The organism is Rhodovulum sp. ES.010 (assembly GCF_900142935.1).
Taxonomy (GTDB): domain Bacteria; phylum Pseudomonadota; class Alphaproteobacteria; order Rhodobacterales; family Rhodobacteraceae; genus Rhodovulum.
Genome location: NZ_FSRS01000001.1, coordinates 1,621,739 through 1,645,225, shown reverse-complemented (window position 1 = coordinate 1,645,225; position 23,487 = coordinate 1,621,739). Strand labels below are relative to the sequence as shown.

General features: G+C 65.3%; 26 protein-coding genes. 14 read left to right on the top strand and 12 right to left on the bottom strand.

Annotated features, from left to right (window positions below; all coding sequences use genetic code 11):
* Positions 1-266: 266 nt before the first annotated feature.
* Both tcmP and BUR28_RS08080 read right to left on the bottom strand, forming a co-directional pair.
* A complete protein-coding gene (gene tcmP, locus BUR28_RS08085) occupies positions 267-1,418 on the bottom strand; it encodes a three-Cys-motif partner protein TcmP (RefSeq protein ID WP_074219661.1) in 1,152 nt (383 codons plus the stop codon).
* A gap of 36 nt (positions 1,419-1,454) precedes the next feature.
* Complete coding sequence (locus BUR28_RS08080) at positions 1,455-2,276, bottom strand: DUF5131 family protein (RefSeq protein ID WP_074219660.1); 822 nt, start codon at positions 2,274-2,276, stop codon at positions 1,455-1,457.
* A 402-nt stretch (positions 2,277-2,678) separates the two neighbouring features.
* Between BUR28_RS08080 and BUR28_RS08075 the strand changes: the two genes are divergently transcribed.
* Entirely contained in the window at positions 2,679-3,611 is a 933-nt protein-coding gene (locus BUR28_RS08075; RefSeq protein ID WP_175566915.1) for a BsuBI/PstI family type II restriction endonuclease, read from the top strand.
* Here BUR28_RS08075 and BUR28_RS08070 read toward each other — a convergent pair.
* From BUR28_RS08070 to BUR28_RS08040, 6 genes are all read right to left on the bottom strand, one after another.
* Positions 3,608-5,017: an Eco57I restriction-modification methylase domain-containing protein gene (locus BUR28_RS08070; protein WP_083626527.1), complete on the bottom strand. Its 1,410-nt coding sequence runs from the start codon at positions 5,015-5,017 to the stop codon at positions 3,608-3,610. The two genes, BUR28_RS08075 and BUR28_RS08070, sit on opposite strands and share 4 nt — an antisense overlap.
* 294 nt (positions 5,018-5,311) lie before the next feature.
* Positions 5,312-5,701, bottom strand: coding sequence for a hypothetical protein (locus BUR28_RS08065; RefSeq protein WP_074219657.1), 390 nt, complete (start codon positions 5,699-5,701; stop codon positions 5,312-5,314).
* Entirely contained in the window at positions 5,698-7,008 is a 1,311-nt protein-coding gene (locus BUR28_RS08060; protein WP_074219656.1) for a recombinase family protein, read from the bottom strand. The genes BUR28_RS08065 and BUR28_RS08060 overlap by 4 nt, the downstream gene beginning before the upstream one ends.
* The gene (locus tag BUR28_RS08055; protein WP_074219655.1) at positions 7,005-7,457 is read right to left on the bottom strand and encodes a DUF2924 domain-containing protein; all 453 of its coding nucleotides are present in this window, start codon (positions 7,455-7,457) and stop codon (positions 7,005-7,007) included. The genes BUR28_RS08060 and BUR28_RS08055 overlap by 4 nt, the downstream gene beginning before the upstream one ends.
* A 315-nt stretch (positions 7,458-7,772) precedes the next feature.
* Positions 7,773-9,101: an AbiJ-related protein gene (locus BUR28_RS08045; RefSeq protein WP_139307527.1), complete on the bottom strand. Its 1,329-nt coding sequence runs from the start codon at positions 9,099-9,101 to the stop codon at positions 7,773-7,775.
* 20 nt (positions 9,102-9,121) lie between these two features.
* Complete coding sequence (locus BUR28_RS08040; protein ID WP_254813712.1) at positions 9,122-9,814, bottom strand: LexA family transcriptional regulator; 693 nt, start codon at positions 9,812-9,814, stop codon at positions 9,122-9,124.
* Positions 9,815-9,915: 101 nt separating this feature from the next.
* Here BUR28_RS08040 and BUR28_RS08035 point away from each other — a divergent pair, with 101 nt between their 5' ends.
* From BUR28_RS08035 to BUR28_RS07975, 13 genes are all read left to right on the top strand, one after another.
* Positions 9,916-10,599: a hypothetical protein gene (locus BUR28_RS08035; protein ID WP_074219652.1), complete on the top strand. Its 684-nt coding sequence runs from the start codon at positions 9,916-9,918 to the stop codon at positions 10,597-10,599.
* Between the two features lie 197 nt (positions 10,600-10,796).
* Positions 10,797-11,063 carry a helix-turn-helix transcriptional regulator gene (locus tag BUR28_RS08030; RefSeq protein WP_083626523.1) on the top strand — a complete coding sequence of 89 codons (267 nt, stop codon included), beginning with the start codon at positions 10,797-10,799 and terminating at the stop codon, positions 11,061-11,063.
* A gap of 29 nt (positions 11,064-11,092) precedes the next feature.
* Complete coding sequence (locus BUR28_RS08025) at positions 11,093-11,410, top strand: hypothetical protein (protein ID WP_254813711.1); 318 nt, start codon at positions 11,093-11,095, stop codon at positions 11,408-11,410.
* A 35-nt stretch (positions 11,411-11,445) separates the two neighbouring features.
* The gene (locus BUR28_RS08020) at positions 11,446-11,928 is read left to right on the top strand and encodes a hypothetical protein (protein ID WP_074219650.1); all 483 of its coding nucleotides are present in this window, start codon (positions 11,446-11,448) and stop codon (positions 11,926-11,928) included.
* Between the two features lie 102 nt (positions 11,929-12,030).
* On the top strand, positions 12,031-12,888 hold the full coding sequence (locus BUR28_RS08015) for an ATP-binding protein (protein ID WP_074219649.1): 858 nt from the start codon (positions 12,031-12,033) through the stop codon (positions 12,886-12,888).
* A 22-nt stretch (positions 12,889-12,910) separates the two neighbouring features.
* Positions 12,911-13,684: a hypothetical protein gene (locus BUR28_RS08010; RefSeq protein WP_074219648.1), complete on the top strand. Its 774-nt coding sequence runs from the start codon at positions 12,911-12,913 to the stop codon at positions 13,682-13,684.
* A gap of 79 nt (positions 13,685-13,763) precedes the next feature.
* Positions 13,764-13,994, top strand: a complete 231-nt coding sequence (locus BUR28_RS08005; protein WP_074221561.1) for a hypothetical protein — start codon at positions 13,764-13,766, stop codon at positions 13,992-13,994.
* Positions 13,995-14,134: 140 nt separating this feature from the next.
* Positions 14,135-14,362, top strand: coding sequence for a DUF6511 domain-containing protein (locus BUR28_RS19355; protein WP_139307526.1), 228 nt, complete (start codon positions 14,135-14,137; stop codon positions 14,360-14,362).
* Between the two features lie 11 nt (positions 14,363-14,373).
* Positions 14,374-14,589, top strand: coding sequence for a hypothetical protein (locus BUR28_RS07995; RefSeq protein WP_074219647.1), 216 nt, complete (start codon positions 14,374-14,376; stop codon positions 14,587-14,589).
* Entirely contained in the window at positions 14,586-15,383 is a 798-nt protein-coding gene (locus BUR28_RS20585) for a hypothetical protein (RefSeq protein ID WP_074219646.1), read from the top strand. The genes BUR28_RS07995 and BUR28_RS20585 overlap by 4 nt, the downstream gene beginning before the upstream one ends.
* Entirely contained in the window at positions 15,380-16,129 is a 750-nt protein-coding gene (locus tag BUR28_RS07985; protein ID WP_074219645.1) for a hypothetical protein, read from the top strand. The genes BUR28_RS20585 and BUR28_RS07985 overlap by 4 nt, the downstream gene beginning before the upstream one ends.
* Positions 16,126-17,445 (top strand): ATP-dependent DNA helicase, encoded by a 1,320-nt coding sequence (locus tag BUR28_RS07980; protein ID WP_074219644.1) that lies wholly within the window; start codon positions 16,126-16,128, stop codon positions 17,443-17,445. The genes BUR28_RS07985 and BUR28_RS07980 overlap by 4 nt, the downstream gene beginning before the upstream one ends.
* Before the next feature lie 8 nt (positions 17,446-17,453).
* Positions 17,454-20,045, top strand: coding sequence for a VapE domain-containing protein (locus BUR28_RS07975; protein ID WP_074219643.1), 2,592 nt, complete (start codon positions 17,454-17,456; stop codon positions 20,043-20,045).
* Between the two features lie 144 nt (positions 20,046-20,189).
* Here the strand turns inward: BUR28_RS07975 and BUR28_RS07970 are convergent, their stop codons facing one another.
* The 4 genes from BUR28_RS07970 to BUR28_RS07955 all read right to left on the bottom strand — a co-directional run bounded on the left by BUR28_RS07970 (position 20,190) and on the right by BUR28_RS07955 (position 23,047).
* Positions 20,190-21,152: a hypothetical protein gene (locus BUR28_RS07970; protein WP_074219642.1), complete on the bottom strand. Its 963-nt coding sequence runs from the start codon at positions 21,150-21,152 to the stop codon at positions 20,190-20,192.
* Complete coding sequence (locus BUR28_RS07965) at positions 21,145-21,339, bottom strand: hypothetical protein (RefSeq protein WP_074219641.1); 195 nt, start codon at positions 21,337-21,339, stop codon at positions 21,145-21,147. Before BUR28_RS07965 ends, BUR28_RS07970 begins: the two co-directional genes overlap by 8 nt.
* 179 nt (positions 21,340-21,518) lie before the next feature.
* Positions 21,519-22,757 carry a helix-turn-helix domain-containing protein gene (locus BUR28_RS07960; RefSeq protein ID WP_139307525.1) on the bottom strand — a complete coding sequence of 413 codons (1,239 nt, stop codon included), beginning with the start codon at positions 22,755-22,757 and terminating at the stop codon, positions 21,519-21,521.
* The gene (locus BUR28_RS07955) at positions 22,754-23,047 is read right to left on the bottom strand and encodes a type II toxin-antitoxin system HigB family toxin (protein ID WP_074219639.1); all 294 of its coding nucleotides are present in this window, start codon (positions 23,045-23,047) and stop codon (positions 22,754-22,756) included. Before BUR28_RS07955 ends, BUR28_RS07960 begins: the two co-directional genes overlap by 4 nt.
* Positions 23,048-23,487: the final 440 nt, after the last annotated feature.

Here is a 23,487-nt window from a genome sequence, read left to right as displayed (position 1 = left end):
AGCGTTCTCCCGATCCGGCTGCGGCCGGTTTTTTCCGTTGTTTTCGAGGGTTATGCGGGAGGGGCTGAGCACTGGCCCTTGCGCCGGGAGGCCCGGAAGCGGTCTCTCAGGGGCGATATTCTCCGGACCTGTTGACTGCGCAGTTTTGGTGAATAGCTTGCAAGCATCTGGTATTTTTATGTTTTTCCGAAGTTCCCCCTGAACACTTCGATGCCGGTGGTGCTCGGCGTGATGGAACTAACATCGAACCGATGATTGCAGGAAAGCTAGGTGATTTCATCGCCAATCCAGACGATTAGGTCGCCGCCGTCCGGTACTCGGGCTTTCTCTTTACGCGTCTTCCAGGTTGGCTTGATCAGGCCCTGTTTCGCCAGCTCCCCGACCTTCTCCTTGATCTCTGTCGGAGAGACGTAATGCTTCTCCATCACGGTTGCTGCAAATCTCTTAAATGATAGAGGCGCGTCCTTGGTCTGCCGGGCGAGTTTAGTCACGAGCGCCGGAAGGTCTTCGAGGTGCCTGCTTCTCAGGGTTCCGTACGGCCCTGGCGAGTGCTCCTCGTCCTCGAACATGCTGAGCTGGCCGCGCGCCCGCCGGTCGTTCACCTTCCACTCGTGGTCCGGCAGCGCCTTCTTCTCCGCTTCCCTGAGTACGAAAACGCCATCCGCCGCAGAGGTGCCATAGATCATGCTGAAATGAAGGCGACGCTTCTTGACCATCTCGATCGGCGAATGGCAAGCGTATGCGAACCCGAGTTCGGCTTTGAGCATGGCGAGCACGGCATCGCGCACCTCTTCGACGGAAAGTTCCCGAGAATGCAAAGGTGCTGCGAGCTCCGCTCCAATTAGCTCGGTAAGCCAGCGCTCCCGGTTCAGGGAGGGATTCGCGAAATGCCATGCAATGTAGTTGTGCATGAAATTCAAAATGAGCTCGCACCGTCCCTTGCAGACGGTCTTCAGGGCCTCAATCGGGAAGCCGGTCCATCCAGTCGGATCCACGAGGACTAGGCGAAAAGGATGCGTCGCGAGGCTGTCGATCGCTGACGCGTTTTCATCGAAGGCACCTGTGAGTGTGTGGACCTCGACATGGGGGAAGTCCGGACGCACACGCGCCACGAAGTCTGCCAGATCCTTCGCCGCGGCCGGATCCTTCTCGTTGAAGATGCACCGCACTTGGACCGCTTTGCCCCGCTCGGAGAGGTTGGCGGCAACCATGTTCAGCGTCTCAAGCGCGATCCCGAAGGATGTGTCGCGGAACCGCGTCTGGTCCTTGTTCTCCCACGGGCCGGAGAAGCCGTCGATGAAGTCCAAGGCTTGCCATCCTGACCCGAGGATCTTGTAGGCGAAGCGTTCGAGGTACCTCCTAAGTAGGTCGTGCTTCGCCTTCGTCTGCTCCCGTTCGTTGTAGAAAGACTCGTCCAACTGACTGATCCATTTGCAAAAAAGTTCAGCTAAAGGCTAGATCGCAATTCTGGGTAAGCCGTCGTGCGTCTCGCCGTCTAGCGCGCGGCCTGCTAGCTTCTTGCCGAGCCGCACCATCGGGGTCCCGTCCTGGGCGTGCTCCAGCCGCTTCCGCGCGAGGTTGTCGCCGTCGCCCGGCGCCCAGTCCCCCCATTGCTTGAAGTGGAATGCGACCTCCGCCTCCATGCACTGCAAGTGGATGTTGCGGAACCAGGTCGGGCTGGCTGGCCGCGCCTTCGGCCCGCTCTCGCCGCCGGTAATGACCCAGTGAAGGTGCGGTAGATATGGCCTGAGGTCGAGGTCGCCCAGCAATGGCTCGGCCGAGATAAAGCGCACGACCGCCGGCGCATTCACGAGGTGCGGCAGGTTCTCGTCGGCGCGCTTCTGCAACTCGACAGTGGTGCCCAGCCAAACGTTCGGCCAGCCGAGACCCCAGTCCTCCGGGAGGAAACCCAGGATGTTCTCCGGCCGCTTCGTGAGCAGGAGCCAATCGAGACTCGGGGTCTCGGCGATCAGCCGCCAGAGCCGCGCCCTGCTTTCCACCAAATCCGGCCGATTCTCGAAGACGTCAGCCATCGACGCGCAGAAGACCCGCTCTCGACGGCCCGTTCCCTCAAGCCGGCGGTTCCACTTTGTCGGTTCTGCCCAATGAGCGTCACCGAAGAAGCGTCGCGGCGCATTAATGCCCCAGACGCTTTGGCCGGTCCGCTTCGCCCATGCCTCGGCGTAGCAGTTCTTGCAGGCTTCGGAGACCTTCACGCACCCCCACCAAGGATTGAAGGTGTGATGCGTCCACTCGATCTTGCTGCGCTCGCCCATTCTGTTTTCTGTACCTCCCCAAAAGAGAATCTCACATGCGGCGCTTGTAAGCAAACCTTTGCTGCCGGTGATTTTTTCTTGGAATCGTGCCGGCTTCTTGGTCTCGCTCCCCGGCACCGCGAGGCTAGAGAGGTGTCAGTCGACAGACACTGGGAGCCGGTTACTTCGCGCAAGGATAGACGCTCGAGGCCCTGGGATTCACGCAGAGGTTGCCAGGCCCCTGGTCGGCGCTCAGCCACTCGGACCCGATGGTCCCTGACGGACGCTTACGATATCATCCAATTTTGATCATCGGGCCGAGGCGCCGTCCTTTGAGCGCCCCTCGGAAAAATTTATTGGAGTTACAGTCGGATGGCACTACTGCATGACAAAGTGGCGGAACTACGAGCCAAACGAGGGCCGATGCCCGACGCGCTGCAAGGCGTGACGAAGGACCGGATTCGCGCAATCCTGCAATACCTCGATCTCGGGACGAACGCCGACTTGGTCGATTGCACCTTCGCCATGCTCGACGATCAGACGGGAAGCTGGTTCACGAAGGCCCCCAAGGGGGCGACGATCGCTGACGGGGCATCGACGGCGCACCTCGCCTGCCACATTGGCATCCTGCAACGGGACAGCGGCAAGCTGGATCGTGAGGGGCGCGACTACTGGATCAAGCCGCTTCGCGAGTTGGGCGGGTTCGAGGCGATCACACTTGAGAATGGCGAGTTCATCCCCGGACACGTCAAGGCGAAGTCGCCCAACTCCTGCTACCGCCTAGACGAGGCGCTGAAGGCGGTCCTGAAGGCCCCTGACGATGCGTGGCGGGATATGCTGGCCGAATGGGCGCGGGACGACGTTTCGCGCGAACGGCGTGCGTTCCAAGCTGAGATGGCAGAAGCCGCGCGCAAGCTGATCGACTCCGGGCACGCCCACCTGATCAAGGCGAGCGTCGAGAATTACGCGCCGCGCTTCCTACCTGGCTACCAACTGCTCTACGTCGATGATGCGGACGGCGACCGCATATCGGACGCCGAGCGCGCCAAGATGGCCGAGGCAGGCGTCGCGCTGACCTTGGAGGACGCGATGCCCGACGCGCTGCTGTGGAACCCGGAAACGAACCACCTTTGGGTGATCGAGGCGGTAACGAGCGACGGCGAGGTTGACGCGCACAAGGTCGCGCAGATGAACCGAATGGCCGAGCGTTGCGGCAAGGCAGGCGTCGGGTTCACAACGACCTACCGGACGTGGAAAGAGGCGGCAGCGCGCCAAGGCAAGCACCAAAACATCGCCTACGACACGTTCATCTGGATTCAGGGAGACCCGGCCAAGCAGTTCAAGGTGACTGGCTAGAGCAGGTCGTCCATCGTCGTGTCACCGCGCCCTAGCGCCTCAAGCTGGTCGCGGCTCGGGTAGTGCAAGTTGCGCAGGTCGGTCGCGTTGACCTGCGTGTGCCCCGAGAAGATGCGGAAATATTGATCCACGGCGTCCGAGTTCAGGAAGGCCGCAAGCCCCTTGGCAAGGTCAAGCGGCAGGCCGTCACCGTTCTCGTGAAAGTAGTTCAGGTGGTTCTCGAACCCAGCGCGCTCGCCGTCGTAGATCGTGGCGACAAGGCGGCGCTTCTCTTCCTTGGCCGTGAACCGTTTCGTCAGGACGAAGATACCCGCAGGGGTGATCAGCTTTGCCGTGTCGTCGTTGTCGGCCAGCGCGTTGTGCTTGCGGAAGTTGGAGATCGGCCATTGGATGCCCCCATCATGGAAGTGCTGGGGGTAGATCAGCGGCACGGTGTCGGCACCCGGTTCCTTGCGCAGGTGTTCCTTTGCGCGGAAATCGACGACGCGACCGGTCGAAACCTTGATACCAAGATCAGCCAGCACGCAGGGGAGCGCCTGAACGCTGTCGGCAAGGTCGTTGCCCGACACAGGCAGGCGGATGAAGGCATGGCGATCAGAGGAGCGCACAATGTCCGAGAAGGGCACGTTTCGCGCCTCTGTCTCGTCCGTCGATAAGGCAACTTCACCTTGTTCAGCGTCCTTGCGCACGCGGAAGATCATGTTCTCCTGCAACACTTCGTCGTCCTTGAACGAGGATCGCCGGGACTCGAAAACATGCAGGTTTGCGATTGCGGACCCCGCAAGCAGGATGCGGCGGAACGGCTCGTAGTAGGACCCGTTGCAGAAGGAGCGCGGCGTGATGGCGACGATCTCGCCGCCTTCCTCCATCTGGCTAAGGGCGACCGCGACGAAGGCGGTGTAGAGGTTCACCGTTTCGATTCCGAGGGAGCGTAGGCCCAACCGCCACTCCGAGGTCTGGTTGATCTTGCCATAGGGCGGGTTAAGGATGGCGCAGTTGTAGGTGCGCTGCTCGCATAGAAGCGGCTCCGCAGATTGCAGGATGTAGTCGTCTCGGATGACCCGGCTCGTAAATGCGACCCCCGCGGAAGCGCATTGATCTGCGCACGCGGCAAGCGTGTCGTCGAGGATCGAGGCGAGATGGTCGTCCACCTCATAGCAGGTCGCGTTTATCGACTGTGGGCGCGTATCGCGTGCGATGGCCTCCTCTACGAAGGCAGCGGTCAGCGCGCCCATGCCAGCGCCCGCATCGAGCAGTCGCACGTTGGACGGCAGAGGGCCAAACATCCTGGCCATAAAGGATGCGATACGACCGGGTGTCATGAACTGGCCGAGCTTCGACCGACGCTTGGGGTCGAGGGTGGGCGACACTTCGAGGCGGGTCTGATCGATCGACTCAAGGAGCAACTGTTCTTCCTTTGTTTTCACCGACCATGGCACCAATGCACGGTTATGCCAACCACGTGCTGCGGTGCGCCGCGCGAAAATCGGCTGGGACGTCAGGGAGTGATCCTACGATAGACTGACTATCAGCGGAAAAGCGATCCTCTCGGTCACGCGTGGAGGGTCCTAGCCCTCCGCCGTCTTGGGGCAATGCTCGATTTGATCCATTTGGTGTTGGATCGCGCCTGTCGGTGTTGTTCTTTTGATTAATGGTTGGATGCAAGGCAGCGTCCGTGAGATCGGTGGCTGCCGAAAGGGCTATCGCTGCGAGAAAGCAGCGTGCTGCTCCGCCCACTCTTCCGCGAACGGCTCCAGCATCTCCGCCAGCGTGACCTCCGGCCCCTGCTTCCCGTTCAGGATCGCCTCGACGATGTCGGGCGCAAGCAGGGTCAGGCGCAGGACGCGCGTCATGTAGGAGGGTGCGATCCCCTCACGTTCGGCCAGTTCGGCGATGGTGGCGAACTCTCCCGACTCCAGCATCCGCTTCCAGCGAAACGCGCGCGCCAGCGCCTTGACCAACGTGTTGTCCGCGCGCCGCGGCTGGGTAGAGCCTTGCGGCAGCTGCATCTCCTTCCGCCCGCCACGCTTCACGAGGCGGAACGGCACATGGAGCGTCACGGTGTCGGGGATCGGCGTCCCGCGGGTCATGCCGCCTCTCCGACGCCACCGGCCAGCATCTCGCGCGCGAGGCCACCCAGCCCGTCGACTCTGAGCCGGACGTTCAGCCCCTCCTTGCCGATGTCCACGCGCTCGACTAGCAGCGCCACGATGCGGGCCTGTTCGGCGGGGAACAGTTCGTCCCACAGCGGATCGAGCTGCTGCAGCGCCGCGCGGGCGTCTGCCTCGGTGATGTCGTCGGCGCGTGCGCGCGCCGCCTTCCACGTTCCTGCAACGATCTCCGGCTGGCGAAACACAACGCGGAGCTGGTCTATGACGGCCGCTTCGATCTCGCCCGCAGGTACGCGTCCGAGCGGGCAGGATCCGGCGCCATGCTTCAACACCGTCTGGCTGACGTAGTAGCGGTAGAGTTTGTCGCCCTTGCGGGTGTGCGTCGGGGAGAAGGCCACGCCGTCGGGTCCAAACAGGAGCCCCTTCAATAATGCGGGCGTCTCGGCGCGTGTTCGCATCGCCCGCTTGCGCGGACTCTCCTGCAGGATGGCGTGGACGCGGTCCCACGTATCGCGGGCGATGATGGCGTCGTGCTCTCCAGGATAGCTTTCGCCCTTGTGCACCGCCTCCCCGATATAGGCGCGGTTGTTCAGCATCCGGTGAAGGTATTTCTTGTCGATCCGGTTGCCGCGCGGTGTGCGGATCCCGCGCTTCGCGACCTCCCGGGCAAGTTCCGTGCCCGAGCCGATCTCGAGGAAGCGCGCGAAGATCCAGCGGACATGCTCGGCGGCTTCGTCATCGATCACCAGCTTCCGGTTCTCGACCCGGTAGCCGTAGGGCGGGACTCCACCCATCCACATGCCCTTCTTGCGGCTGGCGGCGACCTTGTCGCGGATGCGTTCCGCCGTCACCTCGCGCTCGAACTGGGCGAAGGAGAGCAGGATGTTCAGCGTCAGCCGACCCATCGACGTGGTTGTGTTGAACGACTGCGTGACCGAGACGAACGTCACGCCGTTCCGGTCGAACACCTCGACCAGCTTGGCGAAGTCGGCAAGCGACCGGCTGAGGCGGTCGATCTTGTAGACCACGACCACGTCGACCAGCCCGTCCTCGATGTCCTCCAGCAGCCGCTGCAGGCCGGGGCGTTCCAGCGTGCCGCCGGAGATGCCACCGTCGTCATACTGATCGCGGACCAGCACCCAGCCCTCGGAGCGCTGGCTGGCGATGAACGCCTCGCAGGCCTCACGCTGGGCGTGGAGCGAATTGAACTCCTGCTCCAGCCCTTCCTCGGACGACTTGCGCGTGTAGATCGCGCAGCGCTGCTTCCGGACGATCGGCTTGGTCATGTCCGCGCCCTCCGGTTCTTGAGCCCGAAGAAGACCCAGCCGTTCCAGCGCGTGCCGGTGATGGCGCGGGCGATGGCCGAGAGCGACTTGTAGGGCCGTCCTTGCCACTCGAAGCCGTCGGCGGTGACCGTGACGACTTGCTCCACACCGTGCCACTCGCGGATCAGCCGCGTGCCGGCGATGGGCATGGTGTCGGCGCGAAGGCGGCTTTTCTTCCGGTCGCCGCCGTCGAGCTCCTCGCCCAGCCGCTCCAGCCGCCGGATCGTCTCGGGCTTCAGGCCGCCATAGGCCAGTTCCTGGATGCGGTAGGCCAGCCGGCTCTCCAGGTAGCGGCGGTTGAACGGCGGCGGCTCGCTGTCGAACAGGTCGCGCCATTGCGCCTTCAGCTCCAGCGTCGTCGCGTTCTTCAGCGCGGCCAGGCGCGCGGGGATGGGATCGTGGGTCGTCATGCGGGTCTCCGGTGAGTTGGAGTTGCATGACGGCATCGGTCGACCGGAGAGTGTAGGCGAATTTCTCCAGTATCGTCAGAAAGTTCATCATGTTCGCGCAGCCTCAGCCGGACCAGCCCGAGCGCCAGCAGGCCGCACAGCTCGGTGCGGCGTTCGGCGGGCGTCATCTGGTCGGGCGGCAGCGGGTTCGATCCCAGCCGCGGATATGTCGGCGCGTTTCGCATGGGAGAAACGCTATCCGCGCAGCCCCCGAAAACAATTACTTTCAGACGCTTAGGGGACTTCTGCGTAAGCCTGCGGTCTTCTTGGGATGCGCTATCCTAACCGATGGACGACGAACAGCTCCTCGAAGAACGACTTCACAAGCTTGTCGACAGATTCCTGCATCAATCCCTTCGGGTGAGAGAATTCCGAGCCCCCGAACCGAAACACCTCGTAGCCGCGAAGGCGAAGGTTGCGATCAGCCGCAACCATTTCGGCGTACAGGCCGGGATCGGCGCGTTCGCCGATCGCATAGTGGTGCTTGCCGTCAATCTCGAGGACGATCCTCTGTCGGCCCGGCAACAGCATGAGGAAGTCCATGCGCTGCCGGAACAGAACGCGTTTGTCAGCGAGACGCCTCGCGATCTCCGGATCGTAATGCAGGTAGACCTGCGGGATGAGCGCCGGCAGCCGGTCTCCAAGTCGTTCAGCGAAATTGCGGAAGTACGCCTTGAAGAACTCCTGCTCAGGGCCGTCGTCAAGCGAGGCAAGCAAACGCCGCCCGAGGCTGGTGCGCGCCTCGGCGAGGTCGACGATCCCCTTCTGCTCCATCCACCAACGGACCAGGTCGAGCCATGACAATCCATTGCCGATGGGGCGCTCATAAACGAGGCAGCTGTCGGCATGCTCGAGCACGACGACTTCGTTGTCGATCGCATCCGAGAACCCGAGCCTCGGCTTTGGTCCGTTGGAAGCGAAGATCAGGTTCTTCGGCCGCCCGTCGACGCCGCGGCGAACGGGGCGTACCGAGAACGTTGCGCGGCCCGAGACCTCTCCTGTCTGAGCAACCTCGTAACCATCGAGCTGCAGGATGCGGGTCAAGTCCGCTGCTAGCGCAGCCTGGTCGTCGGCATCACGAAACCGGGGATCCAGAGCGGTCTCGATCAGCTGCGCAAACCTCCTCGAAGGACATGTTATTGCCCCGATGAATTCGAAGACCTCCTTTGCGTTCCAAAACGGAGCCTCGCCAGTCGCGTGTTGTCTGAGTTCCTCGGTTTTGGTGGGGCCATCGAAGTAGTCGGCGGGCGAACTCAGATCAAACAGCCCCTCGATGACGTCCGGACGAATGCCTTGTCCATGGATCCCGGCACCAAGGCGATCGGCTACTCGGTCGCGAGTGATCGCGGAGATTTCCGGCCGGTCCTTGTCTTGTAGGATGTACACCCTGTCCTGCAGGTCGATATCCCGCCGTTCTTGCGCAAACTCGAGGACCAGCTCGAGCGCCTTTGCTCGCGGAAGGCTTGCGAGTGTATTCCGGGCCAGTGTCTTTTTGCTGCTGCCCTCTGCAACTGGGATGTCGCGTTTCGAGAAGAACGCTTCAATTTCAACGGTGGTCATGGCATCTCGGAAGTAGCCACCCGCCAGCTCAAACAGATCGTCCATTTCCCCGTCAGGCGCCACCACTAGATCTCCCGCGCGAACCATCGGATGCGGCCGACGATATGAATCTCGTCGGCCGTTCTTTCGTATTCGGGATAGTGCTTGTTGTCGGAGATCACGCGAACCGCTGGCGGCTCGCTGTTTGCGATGTGCTCGAGCCGCTTGGCCACTAGGCCCATGCCGTCGTCGAGCACGAAGATGCCCGGCGGGTTCGGGGCCCGGCGCGTCATGTCCACGAGGACCGTGTCGCCGTCGAGCAGCGTCGGCGCCATGCTGTCGCCCTCGACATGCATGATGCGCAGCTGGGACGGGCTGGCTTTCAGGCTGTTCCGGATCCAGGAACGCCGGAAGTGGTAGGCGCGGCCGGCAGTGTCGCCATGCTCCTCCACCACGGCACCGCCGCCCATCGATGGTCTGGGACTGGCATGCGCGATGGACACGAAGGTCTCGTCCGGGTTCTCGATGAAGGGGGGCGTGCCCTCGACATCGCCAATCCCGTGGATCAGCCAGTCGCGATCGACCTTCAGGACGCGCGCGACCTCCGCCAGCTTGTCGATGCCGGGACGGGTCGAGCGCCCGCGGAGGATGTCATAGACGAAGGACCGGTTCACGCCGGCCATCTCGGCGACATGGGCGGGACTGATGCCAAGCTGGTTGGCCCGGGCCCTGAGGCGGTCGGAAAGCGTGTGGTGCTCGGTCATGTCATCCCCACCCATCTGTGGATGAAATAGGATAAAATCGGATTGATCGAGGCCCGTCAAGCGAATAAGAACATAAGGTAAACATCTTACACGGGAATCGGCGCGGAGGGCAGTGAATGCAGATCGACAAATCGTACTTCACGCTCCCCGAGATCCTCGAGCGCTGGCAGATCACCGAGGCCGACCTGATCTACCTCGCGGAGAACGACAAGCTCCGACTGTCGGTGCGCGTGTTCGGCGTGCCCATGGAGTTCGGCGACATCGAGGAGGACGAGAGAGGCGAGCCGTACAAGGTGCCCTGGGAGCAGAGCTACCACAGCGGCCTGCTCGATCTCCACGCCCGTGATGTTTTCCAGCTCTTTCGGTGTGGCGAGGTCCATCTTGAAAGCTTCCGGGCGCCTAAGGCCGACTACGCGACGACCTGGGGCGATGCGAAGCCCGTCCTCGTCATGATCGGCGACCTGCTGCTAAGGCGCGATGAACGCGACCGTTTCGAGATCGAGACCGGGTTCTCGCCGGGCGGGCAGCCGATGGAGGAGGCGACCTTCATCCACTCGGCCGACTATCTCGAGGTTCGCTGCAACGGATGCCGGTTCAAGCTCGGCCCGATCCAGGCGGAAGTCGTGCGCGCGCTGCACGAGGCGGCGCAGGCCGGCGTGCCCTGGCAGAACGGCAAGGCCATCCTGTCGCGCGCAGGGTCGAAGAGCCTGCGCATGGCCGACGTCTTCAAGTCGCAGAAGGACTGGCGGCATCTGATCCGCTCCGACCGGCGTGGCGGCTACCGTCTGAATCTCGACTGAGCGATCCCCTTCGGCCCGGTTCCCGTGGGATCGGGAGGGGGATGAGTGAGGGATGGTGGGGGATGACGGCGCCCCGCCAACGGCCAAACGCCAGTCCTGCAAGGGCCGACTGATCCCCCTCCGCATCCCCCGCCAATCCTGACGACATCCCACAGCGGAATTTCGCATGATCTCCTCGACAACGAGAGGAGACACCGATGCTGCAGAGGCATTGCCTGAACCAGAAGGAGCTGGCCCGGCGCTGGGGGATCTCCCACCGGACGCTGGAGCGCTGGCGCTACACCGGCCAGGGGCCGGCCTTCCTCAAGCTCGGCGGGCGCGTGCTCTATCGGCTCGCCGACATCGAAGCCTTCGAGCAGAGCCAGCTTCAACGCGCCCTGAAGATCAGCGAGGCGGTCGCGCGCGTCGGTTATTCGCCCCGCCGGCTCACTGCGGACCCGGCGCGGGCCGCGCGGCCGTGCTGATGGTCGCCGCAACCCCAATCGGCGCCCGTGTGGCGACACCGAAGCTCACCGATGTCGAGCTCTACGCCTGGATTGCGCAGGCCGAAGCCGGTGCGCGGCTCGAATACCACTGCGGCTTTCTCGGGATCGATGTCACGCCGGTGATTTCGACCCTGCCGGAGTCTGAGCGCCGCCAGCTTGCCGATCTCGGTCAGGCCGCGCTGGGCGCCTTCGAGAAGGGCCTCGTCCACCTCGTGCAGGAGCGCGTGGGCCCCGACCGCTTCGCCTACATCGCCGTCGCCCGGCCCAGACCCAGGGCCGCCACCGCCTCGCTCTCGGCGCTGCTCCTCGAAGAGCGCGCCGCGTGATGGCCCTGACATTCCCTTCCAACGGAGACACCGCCATGCCGCACCCCGACAATGCCCCGCACTTCGATGATCTCGAAAGTCTCGCCCTCGGCGACATCGCGGCGCTACCGCCCGAGATGCTGCTGGATCTGCAGACGACGGCGCTCGCCGAGACCGCCCGCGTTAAGCGGCTGCGCGACCGGCTCGAGGCCGGCATTGCACAGCGCTACGAGTCCGCCGCCGCGGCCGAGCGGACCGCTCAGGGGAAGACCAGCGGCACCGTGCGGGTCGAGGACGAGGGCGTCGTGATCGTCGCGGATCTGCCGAAGAAGGTCACGTGGGATCAGGACCGGCTCGCCGCCATGGCCGAACGCATCCGCGCCGCCGGTGACGACCCGACCGAGTATCTCGAGATCGCCTACCGCGTGTCCGAGCGGCGCTACGGCGCCTGGCCCGCGGCGATGCGCGAGGGCTTCGCGGACGCGCGCAGCGAGACCACCGGCAAACCCGTCTTCCGGCTCGAGGCTCGAGACCGGTGACGCGCGGCGGCGGGACGCCCGGTCGGCAACGCCGGGCAGGTTCCCCTTCGGCACCCGGTCACCCCGCCGCCGCGCCCCCTGAACGCAATCCCGGAGAACCCCATGGCCTTCCGCATCATCACCGCCGACGAACGGCTCTCGGCTGCCGAGAACAAGACCTCTCTCGCCATCTTCGGCCCGCCCGGTGTCGGCAAGACGACGCTCCTGAAGACGCTGCCCGCCGAGGAGACCGTCTGCCTCGATCTCGAGGCCGGCATGAAATCGGTTCAGGACTGGCGCGGGGACTCGATCCCGGTGCGCAGCTTCACCGATTTCCGCGACCTCGCCGTACTGATCGGCGGGCACGACCCGGCGCAGCATCCGCAGTCCTGGTACGGCGCCGAGTATCACGCCTGGCTGCAGCAGCAGTATCTCGGCACCGGCATCGAGGACTTCCTTGCCCGGAAGCGGGTCGTCTTCGTCGACTCGATCACCGACCTGACGCGGCAGGCCATGGCCTATGCCCGCCAGCAGCCGGAGGCCTTCTCCGAGCGGACCGGCAAGCCGGATGTCCGCGGCGCCTATGGGTTGCTCGGCCGTGAGGTGATCCAGGCGCTCAAGCACCTCCAGCACGCCCGCGGCAAGACCGTGATCTTCGTCGGCGTGCTCGAGAAGGTCACCGACGAGTTCGGCGCGACGACCTGGCAGCCGCAGATGGAGGGCACGAAGGCCGGCCGCGAATTGCCGGGGATCGTCGATCAAGTGGTCTCGATGCAGCTCTTTGGCCGCGACGCCAAGGGCGACTGGACCCTCGACGAAACCTCCGCAGGGCGCCGCCTCGTCTGCCGCTCCGGCAACCCCTGGGGCCTTCCCGCCAAGGACCGCTCCGGTCGTCTCGACACGACGGAGGCGCCCGATCTCGGCGCGCTGATCGCGAAGATCGACGGCCGCGCGCCCGCTCATCCCGCCACCCCTTCCTGATCCAGACGCAAAGGACAGACCCATGAGCTACGATCTCAACGACGCCCAGCCGCAGATGGCCCCCATCGGCGAGCTGATCCCCGACGGCACTTTCGCCAAGGTCCGCCTGACCGTGCGCCCCGGCGGCGTCGACGGCGCCACCCCGATGGACGCGAAGCTCCTGAAGGCTTCGCAGTCGAGCGACGCGAAGATGCTGGACTGCGAGTTCACCATCCTCGAGGGGCCGCATGCCCGGCGGAAGTTCTGGCAGAGCTTCACCGTGGCGGGCGGAAAGGTCGACGAGAAGGGCCAGTCGATCGGCTGGAAGATCTCGAAATCCACCTTTCGGGCGATGGTCGACAGCGCTCTCGGGCTCGATCCCAGGGACGAAAGCCCCGACGCCAAGGCCAAGCGGGTGCTGCCCGGGCTCAAGCATCTCGACGGCATCGTCTTCGCCGCGCGGATCATGGTGGAGCCCGCCTCCAACCCCCAATACCGCGACCAGAACCGGATCGCGAACGTCGTTCTGCCCGACGAGCCGCAGCATGCCGCCATCATGCGCGGCGAAACCGTACCCCCGGATCCAGTCAACGCCCCGCCGCGCAAGGCCGCGAGCGCGCAGGCAGCAGGCTGGCAGGCGCCCACGCCGGCATGGGGCGCGCAACCGCAAGCCCCGGCGGCGGCGCCGGCCTGGGGCGCGCAGGCGCCGGCCCCGCAGCCCACGCAGCAGTCGCCAGCCCAGCAATCGGCTGCGTCCCCGCCCAACGCGCCGAGCGGAGCGCCGGCGACCGGCATGCCCGCCTGGCTCAATGGGTGAGGCCCGGTCGACAGCGCGGCGGCGGAGGTCAAACCGGCCTTCGCCGCTGCCCGAGGCCCGGTGCGATCTGGCCGGGCCGATGACCCCGGATGAATGGCAGGCGCATGTGACGCGCGAGGCGGCGCTGGAGATCGGACGATGGCTCGAGGCCCGAGGAAAACTGCACGCCCCCATCGCAAGCCTCGGCCTCGGCGACCTCGAAGCCATGGCCAGCAACGCGATCTCCCGCTGGATCGTGCTCCAGTCCGAAAAGCTCCAGAAGGCCAGTTGGCCGCCCGAGGACCCGATCGGGACATTCTTGCTCGGGTAGCGCTTTGCGCCGTCTGCGCCCGCGAGGCGCGCGGTTTCGGCTACTGCCACGGCCTCCGCTGGGATCGCCACCCCTACCACCGCTTCTGCTCGCGCCGCTGTCAGGACGTGGGCAGCGCCATCGCCCAAAGGAACAACGGCATGATCGACAAGACAGCGCGCGAGGCGCAGGCGATCCGCGATGCGCGGACGCTCTTCGCCGAAGCGCTCACCGACCTCGGGCTCATGGAGCCCTTCTTCCACCGCAGCGCCGAAGACATCGACCGCCTGATCGAGGCGGCGGTCACCGGCTACATCGACAGCATGCAGGACCAGGCCGCGCGCACGGAGCGCACCGGCACGGCCCTCGACGACCCCATTCCGTTCTGAGGGGGCGCGCGATGATCGACCTGAACGACGACACCGCGTCCTCCAGCTGGAAGCATCTGCTCGAGGCGGCCGCCGAGAACGCCGTCACCGACTTCGAGATCGAGTTCTGCGCCAGCCTTCGCGAGAAGCTTGCGCGGTTCGGCGACAGCGCCCGGCTGACGGACGCGCAGTTCCACAAGCTGACCTGCATCGCCCAGGCCGGCGGGTTCTGGGAGCGCGAGAGATGATCGACCTCAACCATGGCTCGGGCTGTCTCTACGGCGCCGGCGCGCCACGCCCACCCATTGCCGAAGCCGTGTCCGCCGCCATCGACACGGCGCTGTCCGCGCGCCACCGCGCAGAGCGTCCGCGGACCTATGTCAGCTCCTCGGGTCTCGGCCGCGACTGCCTGCGCCAGATCCAGTACGACTTCCTCGCGGTGCCGAAGGACGAGGGTCACGAGTTCGCGCCGCGCACGCTGCGCATCTTCGAGGCGGGCCACCGGGCCGAGGACATCGTCGCCGGCTGGTTCCGGATCGCCGGGTTCGATCTGCGGACCGAACGCCCGGACGGCCGCCAGTTCGGGTTCGAAGCCCTCGGCGGGCGCTTCAAGGGCCATATCGACGGCTGTTTCGTCTCCGGCCCGGTCGCGATGGACTATCCCGCGCTCTGGGAGAACAAGGCGCTCGGCCCGGCCAGCTGGAAGGACGTCGTAAAGCGCGGCGTCAGCCTCGCGCGGCCGGTCTATGCGGCGCAGATCGCACTCTATCAGGCCTACATGGAGCTGCCGGCCCCGGCGCTCTTCACCGCGCTGAACCGCGACACGATGGAGCTTCACGCCGAGCTTGTGCCGTTCGACGCGCATCTCGCGCAGGAAATGTCGGATCGCGCCGTCGCAGTGGTGCGAGCCTCCGAGGCCGGGGAATGGCTGCCGCGCGCCGCGGCCGAGCCCACCGCAGTCCTCTGCCGCGGCGGCATGGCGGCCGGCAAGTGGCACGCGCCCTGTGCTTGGGCGGGTCGGTGCTGGAGTGAGCGGCCATGATCCCCGACGCCTACGAGCTCAAGCGGATCGTGCGCGCGCATCGCGAGCGGTTCTGGTGCTCCGACCTGCTCGCAGCGGCGGAGTTCGCGCCGATCTATTTCTTCGACGATCAGGCCGCCTTCGATGGGGATATCGTCGACCGCGCGATGACCCGGGTCTTTACTGGTCCGCTTCGGCTGCCGCATCCCTCCGTGATCTTCGAGGTGCGCGAGCAGCGCGCGGCCCCCTCGGGCCTGATCGTCTGCGCTCGCGCCGACGGCGACATCGTCGAGGCCACGTTCCTCATGCGCAAGCGGGCGCCGCGCGGCTGGACGGATTGCCTGGTGCGGATCTGGATGCATCCGGACGGCAAGGCGGAGATCGAGGGCAACCCGGCCGAGCGGAGTGACGAGACGGTCCGAGGTCACGGCGAAGTTGCCGCCGGCATCGTCTGGCGCGCGCTGACCATCCTCGGCGCCGCACCTGAAATCCGCGACCGCAAGGTGTCCTCCGCGAAACGGTCCCGTCTGGCCCGCGAGGGCGTGCGCGGTTGGGTCTGGCGCCAGGTCGCAATCGATCCGGCCCGCCTGCGCGCCGCGACGCCGCCGCAGGGCGGCAGTCACGCGAGCCCGCGCTGGCACATTCGCCGCGGTCACTGGCGGCAGCTCGCCGACGGTCGCCGGGTCTTCGTCCGTCCGTGCGAGGTGGGCGATCCGACCCGCGGCGGGATCGTCAAGGATTACGCAGTGGAGATGCCCCAGCCATGACCGAGTTCACCCCATCCGCCACGCAGGCCGCCGCGATCCGCGAGATCAAGGAGTGGTTCGAGACCCGAACCGAGCAGCAGCAGGTATTCCGCCTGTTCGGTTATGCCGGGTCCGGCAAGACCACCGTGCTGAAGTTCGCGCTCGACGAACTCGGCCTCTCGCCCCACCGCAGCGCGAAGGACGGCCGCTGCGTGCCCGGCGTCGTCACCGCCACCTTCACCGGCAAGGCCGCGCTGGTGCTGACCCGCAAGGGCACGCCCGCGCGCACCATTCACAGCCTGATCTACTCGGTGATCGAGTCGACCGAGGAGGAAATCGAGGAGGCTGCCCGCAAGATCGCGGTCGCCGAACGCGACGCTCGCCGGCTGACCGGGTTCGCGCGCACCACGGCCGATGCCGCGATCGAGGCGATGCGCCAGGGGCTTTCTGCGATGAAGCACCCACGCTTTGCGCTGAACCCACAGAGCGACGCCGCGGACGCCCGGCTCATCGTGCTCGACGAGGTGTCGATGGTCGGCGAGGAGATGGCGCGCGACCTGATGAGCTTCGGCAAGCCGATCCTCGTGCTCGGCGATCCCGGCCAGCTGCCGCCGATCCGGGGCGAAGGCGCCTTCACCCGCGACGAGCCGGACGTGATGCTGACCGAGATCCACCGCCAAGCGGCAGAGAGCGCGATCATCCGCCTCGCCACCATGGCGCGCGAGGGCCGGCCGATCGGCTTCGGCGTCTACGACGACCATGTCGCCAAGCTCCGCAAGGGCGACATCACACCCGAGCAAGCACTCCGCGGCGGCCAGCTGATCTGCGGGCTGAACGCCACGCGGCTGCAGATCAACAACGCCATGCGCGCGGCCGCTGGGCTCGGCGGCTCCTGGCTGCCCACGGGACCGGCCGAGAAGGTCATCTGCCTGAAGAACCAGAACGATCTGGGGCTGATCAACGGGATGTTCGTGACGCTCAAGGACATCGTCGACGAGGGCAGCCTCTACTTCTCCGCCGTCGTCCATGACGAGGACGGGCGCCACATCGGCGAGCCCTATGAGGACGGGCGTCCGGGCCGGCTGCGCATCTACAAGGGCCATTTCGAGGACCATGTCGCCTACGACGACAAGCGCCATGACCGCGACTACAAGGAGAAGCGCCTGCTGACCGAGGCGACCTTCGGCTGGGCGATCACCGCGCACAAGGCGCAGGGCTCGCAGTGGGAGAACGTGATCGTCTGGGACGACGGGCTGGGCCGCAGCGAGATCGACCGGCGCCGCTGGCTCTACACCGCGATTACCCGGGCCGAGCGCGGGCTCGTCCTGCTGGCCTGAGGGGTGCGATGATCGACCTCAACGACATCGCGGTCCCGAAGACCCGGCACGACCTCGCGGCTGTGAAGGAGCGGCTGGCATGCACCGCGGCCGACTGGCTGCCGGGGCTCTTCCCCGAGGCCCGGCTTGCGCGGGACCGTCGATCCTTGCGCTGCGCAGACCTCTCAGGGCGTCCGCCGCGCAAGGAGGGCTCCTGCACCATACATCTCGACGGGCCCTATGCCGGTTGGGGCTTCGACTACGCCACCGGGGAGCGGGCCGGTCCCATTGACCTGATCGCGCAGGCGACCGGCCTCTGCGACGGCGCACTCTTCGACGAGGCGGCGCGGCTTGCGGGGATGGACCATCCCGCGCCGCGGACATTGCCGGCGTCGCCTATGCGCGCACGTCCCGACCACTCGGCCGAGATCGCGCGGCTGGTCGACGGGGCCGTGCCGCTCGCCGGCACGCTGGGCGAGACCTATCTGCGCGCCCGCGGGCTGTCGGATCCTGGATCGCCAGACCTGCTGTTCCACCCCGATCTTCCGGACTTCGACAGCTGCCGTGGCTGGCCCGGCCTCATCGCGATCCTGTGGCTGCCGGACGGAGCGCGCGCGCCGGGCATCCACCGCACCTTCCTGCTCGACGACGGCAGCGCGAAGGCGCCCCCGGGCAAGAAGATGCTCGGCAGCGTGAAGGATGCCGTGGTCCGCCTGTTCCCGATGCCCGAGGACGGACACATCGGCATCGCCGAGGGCATCGAGACGGCGCTCGCGGCCCACGCGCTCTTCGGCACACCGGTCTGGGCGGCGCTGTCGGCCGACGGTCTGGCGCGGTTCCAGTGGCCCGAGGGCACCCGGCGCGTCACCATCTATGCCGATGCCGGAGACGCCGGCCGCCAGGCGGCCGCGACGCTCTCGGACCGCCTGAACCGCGCGGACATCCCGAACGAGATCGTCGCGCCGCTCCACGGCGACGACTTCAACGACGACCTGCGGCGCGGCGCTCGCGCCGAGGATTACGCGCGACCGGCAGACACCACGGCGAATTCGCAGGACGGCGACCCTGTCGAGCCCGACACGGCCACGCCCATCGTCGCCTCCGCCTACGATCCCGCGACCCTGACCGCCGCGGCCGAGGCGTTGACCAACCCGCCCGAGTTCGAAGCGCTGTCCACGCTGCTCGGGCGCATCGCGCTTGCAAAGCTCGATCCGCTGCCCGAACGACAGGTCATCGCTCGGATCAAGTCCGCGACAGGCATCGGCATGTCGGTCCTGACCCAACAGCTGGCCGAGCTTCGCCGCCGCGTGAACGCAACCGGCGACCCGCACGCGCCGATCCCGAAACCCGCGTGGTTCAGGCGCCTTCGGCTCGACCTCGCCGGCGCGCCCGAGCGCAACGAGGCCAACGTCATCGTGGCGCTGACTTCCGATCCGGCCTTCGCCGGCGTTCTCGCTTTCGACGAGTTCGGGCAGGAGATCGTGGTGCGCCAGCCGCTGCCGTGGGATTGCGCCGCCGCGTTCCTCCCGCGCTCCTGGGAGGACGCCGACGACATCCGCGCCGCCGAATGGCTGCAGCTGCGCGGCATCAACGTGGCGCCGGTGGTCGTGAGCCGCGCCGTCGGCGCCGTCGCCCGCGAGCTGCGCATCCACCCCGTCCGCGACTGGCTCGACACCCTGAAATGGGACGGCACGCCCCGGATCGAGACCTGGACCAGCGCATATCTCGGCGCCGAGCCCACAGCGTTCCATCACACCATCGGAGCGCTCTGGCTGATCTCGGCCGTCGCCCGCATCTATCGCCCCGGCGTGAAGGCCGACCACATGCTGATCCTCGAGGGGCCGCAGGGCGCGCGCAAATCCACCGCGATCAAGGTGCTGGCCAGCGAGGAATGGTTCACCGACGAACTGCCCGAGCTCGGGTCGAAGGACGCGGCGCTGCACATGCAGGGTGTCTGGATCGTGGAAATCGCCGAACTCGACGCCATCGGCCGCGCCGAGGTCTCGCGCATCAAGGCGTTCCTGACCCGCACCACCGACCGCTTCCGCCCGCCCTACGGCCGCTACACCGTCGAGGTGCCGCGCCAGTGCGTGTTCGCGGGCACCGTGAACCCCGACACCTACCTGCGCGACGAGACCGGCAACCGTCGTTTCTGGCCATTGCGCTGCGGCGCCATCGACATCGCGGCGCTCGCCCGCGACCGGGACCAGCTCTGGGCCGAGGCCGTCCACCGCTTCCGCGCCGGCGCGATCTGGTGGATCGACGACCCTGCGCTGCTGGAGGAGGCCCGCGAGGAACAGGACCGCCGCTACCAGTCCGACGCTTGGGACGATCTGATCGAGCACTGGCTGACGCACGAGATGCGCACCGTCTCGGACGGCTTCCCCGACTACGGCAATTCCCGCACCGAGAGCGTGCCGCGCCCGGAGCCGCTGAGGGATGTGTCGGTCGGCGAGATCCTCGAGGAAGCCATCGGGCTCGAGCCCGCTCGCTGGACCCGCGGCGACCAGATGCGCGTCTCAGCCTACCTCAAGGCGAACGGTTGGGAGCGGTACCGCCGCCGCGACGAGGGCGGGCGCGAGGCGCCGCGGGAGTGGCGGTATCGGCGTGATCAGCGCTAGATCACTCGGGAGGCTGCGAAGGAATAACGCGTGGCCCTTGTTTCTTGCGCCGCCAAGGCATGTGCTTTCGCCTTATCGTGAGGGCGCTTGCAAACAAGCAAGACGTGAGCTGTGGAGCGGGCAACAGCTCGCTCCACAGGTTTCTCATGCAGCCCTCCGGATCCTGAGAGCCTTGTTGAGCCGCGCCTTCCAGCCCTCCGAATGGATGATCCGCTCCAGGTGCAGATTGCCGGCCAAGACTTCAGCCTTGGTCATGGACGAGACCGTCCTCCAGTCATCACCGAATACATAAAGAGCATTGCCACGTCGGATACTTTCGAGAACCACGACACCGCAGTTCCGTAACTCGTACGCGATATAGTCGGAAAATCCGCCAACACCGACATACATCAAGTCCGGGCCTTGGCTCACGATTTCCTTCTGGCGGTCCATGATCACAGCGCTGACCCGATCCGGTGTGCGCCGGAGCGCATCGGCGAGATGTTCTTCGAGCCTTGGCCAAGGATGCGCCCCTGCCGGTAGCATCCTCCAGTTCACTCGCCGCATTGGAGCAGGCGGGATCCACTCGAAACCCGCATCGATCAGCTCGAAACGGCCGAAGAGTTCCAAGACCACGTTCATGGCTATCCTGATATCATCCAGCGCGGCTGGTTTGCGCTGAAATTTTGGCGACAGGACGAAAGCTTGACCGTCCTGCGTCCGCCAAGAAAGCTCAAATCCGGTGGGCGGCACGAGCTCACGTGGGTAGCACATACGATGGATATCGACGGCGCTTTCATGCTCCTCGCGATCGCGACCAGCCCACTGCATGCGCCGCCACATCACAGTTGTAATATAGCGGGACTCCTTCGGCAGATCGCGCCGCACCTGCCACCGACCTTCGGCATTCAACCGGGTTGCGGGACCGATCGCGGCAGGGAGAACAGCATCGCCGTCCTGGAGCAATGTCTCGTCGAACCCAGCCCTTGCCAAGCGAGTGGCATCCTCGGGCGCGATGCGGACGAGCAGGCGGAACTCCGCCCCCTCGGCAACGCCGCCGAGGTGCCGCTCGACATTCCGCACCCGCTTGAGACGGATGAGAGCTCCGCTTTGGACACGATCAGCCATTGGGAAGGCCCTCCTCGAACAAGAGGGGCTGGGCGGGCGTGGCGAACCGCTTGCCGGTCGCGATCTCGCTGATCCGGCCCTGGTTGAGATCGTACCGTGCCGCGATACGGTGCTGGTGCTCTCCTTGGGCGAGGCGCGCTTTGATGTCCGCGAGATCCTGCGCGGTCAGGTTTTTGATTGAAGCCATTTCGGCCCTTTCGATAGCGACGGTTTGTTCATTTGCCATCGCCTCCGGAAGAGCTTACCTCTCGTGTACCACCACAGAGGGCTCCGGAGACGGAGCTTTCCCTTGCGGGCTCGCTAAACCCGGTTGGGAACTGTTGAGAGAAGCGGGATCGCGCCAACGGTCCCGCTTCTCGAACTCGGTCATGCCGCCATCCCCTCGAAGTGCTTGCGCACCTCTCCCTGTCCAATGAACTGGGACAGCAGTCGGTAGTTCTGCTTTTCGAAGCGTATACGGCCAGCGACGATCGACTCGTCGACCCCCGCCTCCCGCGCAATCTTCTCCACGTCGGAGGCGAGCGGATGTTCCGGCAGCGGGTGCGCCTGCCAGATCTCGGTCGGTATTAACGCCTCTTGGGCCATATCATCCGCCTCCCGCTCTTTCACGTCGTCATCGTCGTGATCCTTGCGGCGCAGGCTCAGATCGTCGACGAAGGTCACCCGGTCCTCCCCGTCCATGTGCAGGCCAATATGAGCCAGCTCATGCAATAGGCAGAACCAGAAATTGTCGGTCCGGTCATAGCGCAGGGTCATGCCGACCACCGGGACCCCTTCTCTGGTGCAGAGCGCCGCTCCGTCGAGATAGGTGTTCGGCAGGTGCTGTACCGTGACAAGGACGATTCCGTGCCGCCGCAGGTGCTCCTGTGCAAGACGCGGCCCTTCTGCAAAAGCACTCAGCTTTGCAACGTCGCGCAAAAAGCTTGGCGTCACCTCGCGAGGTTTGGCAACTGCCTTCACCGTGACTTCCCGGGCCTCGGCCAAGACCTGCAGGCACCAAGCCTGTAGGGCGTATGGCTTCATCTTGGCGTTCCTGCGGCCCGCAGTAGACTTCCGGTAAAGCGCAGGTGCGGCACCGAAGCCGCCCGCGCGGTCGATCAGCGAGCGCATGATCTCTTCAGCGCGATCCTTCAGATCGGCAGACTGCTCGATCCATCCGGCCTTTGCCATATCCAGCAGCGGGAACTTGTCCCACTCGATATCCTCCCCGCCGCGGGGCAGAGCCGCGCCGGGCTCGTGGATCAGCACCTCCGCCGGAATGCCCAGATTTTCGTGCAGCGCTCGTATCATGCGGAGAGTCAGCGGACGTTTGCCAGAAAGAACCTCTGACACTTTGCCCCGACTGCCGAGGAACGGCGCCAGATCCCGTTGGGTTAGCCCCTGCTGCTCCATACGGAAGCGGATCGCCTCCAGCGGGTCTGGACGGGCGATGGGGTCATGCGCATCCTCATACCGCTCAACGAGCAGTGAGAGCACTTCCAGCTCGTCCTCCAGCGCCCCGGGCGCGTCGCTTAGCGGGATAAGCTCCATCAGCTCGGCGATACGCGCGAGGGCCGCTTCATGGTCGCCATCGTTCCGGATCGGACGAATTTGGGCCCCCATCATATGTCCTCCACATTGATCTTGTCGTATTCAGCATGGGTTCCAACAAAGCGGATCAACACAACCTTCACGGTGAAATTGATCATCACTACGATGCGGTACTTGTTTCCACAGATGTTGAACACGGCTCGGCCACCCTTGAGGGGGCTCGCGCTCCCATACTTCTCCTTCACATCATGAAAATCACTCCAGTCCGCTCGCTTCACCTCGTGAAACCAAGCGTCGAGCTGCCCCCTTGCGTCGGGGAATCTCTTACCAAACGCGGTGAGCGCTTTACGCGAGACGATTCTCATGGGTGCAAGATAAACGCTCCCGAAGCAGGTGTCAAGCAGTGATCCTCAAATGGGAACATTGATGTGGTGATCGTGGAGCATCAAAGCCCTGGGAAGGGCGGAAGACTCTCTGCCTGCATCGTGCGCGTCCTGTGAGCCACCAGTCTCGCAACTGCTGCTCCGATAGCGAAGCCATAGGTCCAGTTCAGTCTCGTTTAGTCCCAACCTCCCCGGTGGTCCCAACCCTGTCCCAACCTCCCGAGGGGGTTGGGGACACGAAAAGCCGTTCAAAAACAACGGTGTCCCCAACCTCACCCTGTGGTCCCAACCTTTTGCTACACATTCATGTGGGAGAACGGAAAAGGTCGGGAACATGTTTTTCTATACGAAAAGAGAAGGCCCCCCGTTGGGGACACTGAGGTTGGGACCACATCTGGTCAAGCCATTGGATTTGAACGATA

Coding starts and splice junctions, on each gene's coding strand:
- BUR28_RS08080 (WP_074219660.1), bottom strand. CDS start 2,276: ATGGGCGAGCGCAGCAAGATCGAGTGGACGCATCACACCTTCAATCCT.
- BUR28_RS08075 (WP_175566915.1), top strand. CDS start 2,679: ATGCCCGACGCGCTGCAAGGCGTGACGAAGGACCGGATTCGCGCAATC.
- BUR28_RS08065 (WP_074219657.1), bottom strand. CDS start 5,701: ATGACCCGCGGGACGCCGATCCCCGACACCGTGACGCTCCATGTGCCG.
- BUR28_RS08060 (WP_074219656.1), bottom strand. CDS start 7,008: ATGACCAAGCCGATCGTCCGGAAGCAGCGCTGCGCGATCTACACGCGC.
- BUR28_RS08055 (WP_074219655.1), bottom strand. CDS start 7,457: ATGACGACCCACGATCCCATCCCCGCGCGCCTGGCCGCGCTGAAGAAC.
- BUR28_RS08045 (WP_139307527.1), bottom strand. CDS start 9,101: ATGGACGATCTGTTTGAGCTGGCGGGTGGCTACTTCCGAGATGCCATG.
- BUR28_RS08040 (WP_254813712.1), bottom strand. CDS start 9,814: ATGGGTGGGGATGACATGACCGAGCACCACACGCTTTCCGACCGCCTC.
- BUR28_RS08035 (WP_074219652.1), top strand. CDS start 9,916: ATGCAGATCGACAAATCGTACTTCACGCTCCCCGAGATCCTCGAGCGC.
- BUR28_RS08030 (WP_083626523.1), top strand. CDS start 10,797: ATGCTGCAGAGGCATTGCCTGAACCAGAAGGAGCTGGCCCGGCGCTGG.
- BUR28_RS08020 (WP_074219650.1), top strand. CDS start 11,446: ATGCCGCACCCCGACAATGCCCCGCACTTCGATGATCTCGAAAGTCTC.
- BUR28_RS08015 (WP_074219649.1), top strand. CDS start 12,031: ATGGCCTTCCGCATCATCACCGCCGACGAACGGCTCTCGGCTGCCGAG.
- BUR28_RS08010 (WP_074219648.1), top strand. CDS start 12,911: ATGAGCTACGATCTCAACGACGCCCAGCCGCAGATGGCCCCCATCGGC.
- BUR28_RS08005 (WP_074221561.1), top strand. CDS start 13,764: ATGACCCCGGATGAATGGCAGGCGCATGTGACGCGCGAGGCGGCGCTG.
- BUR28_RS19355 (WP_139307526.1), top strand. CDS start 14,135: ATGATCGACAAGACAGCGCGCGAGGCGCAGGCGATCCGCGATGCGCGG.
- BUR28_RS07995 (WP_074219647.1), top strand. CDS start 14,374: ATGATCGACCTGAACGACGACACCGCGTCCTCCAGCTGGAAGCATCTG.
- BUR28_RS20585 (WP_074219646.1), top strand. CDS start 14,586: ATGATCGACCTCAACCATGGCTCGGGCTGTCTCTACGGCGCCGGCGCG.
- BUR28_RS07985 (WP_074219645.1), top strand. CDS start 15,380: ATGATCCCCGACGCCTACGAGCTCAAGCGGATCGTGCGCGCGCATCGC.
- BUR28_RS07980 (WP_074219644.1), top strand. CDS start 16,126: ATGACCGAGTTCACCCCATCCGCCACGCAGGCCGCCGCGATCCGCGAG.
- BUR28_RS07975 (WP_074219643.1), top strand. CDS start 17,454: ATGATCGACCTCAACGACATCGCGGTCCCGAAGACCCGGCACGACCTC.
- BUR28_RS07970 (WP_074219642.1), bottom strand. CDS start 21,152: ATGGCTGATCGTGTCCAAAGCGGAGCTCTCATCCGTCTCAAGCGGGTG.
- BUR28_RS07965 (WP_074219641.1), bottom strand. CDS start 21,339: ATGGCTTCAATCAAAAACCTGACCGCGCAGGATCTCGCGGACATCAAA.
- BUR28_RS07960 (WP_139307525.1), bottom strand. CDS start 22,757: ATGATGGGGGCCCAAATTCGTCCGATCCGGAACGATGGCGACCATGAA.
- BUR28_RS07955 (WP_074219639.1), bottom strand. CDS start 23,047: ATGAGAATCGTCTCGCGTAAAGCGCTCACCGCGTTTGGTAAGAGATTC.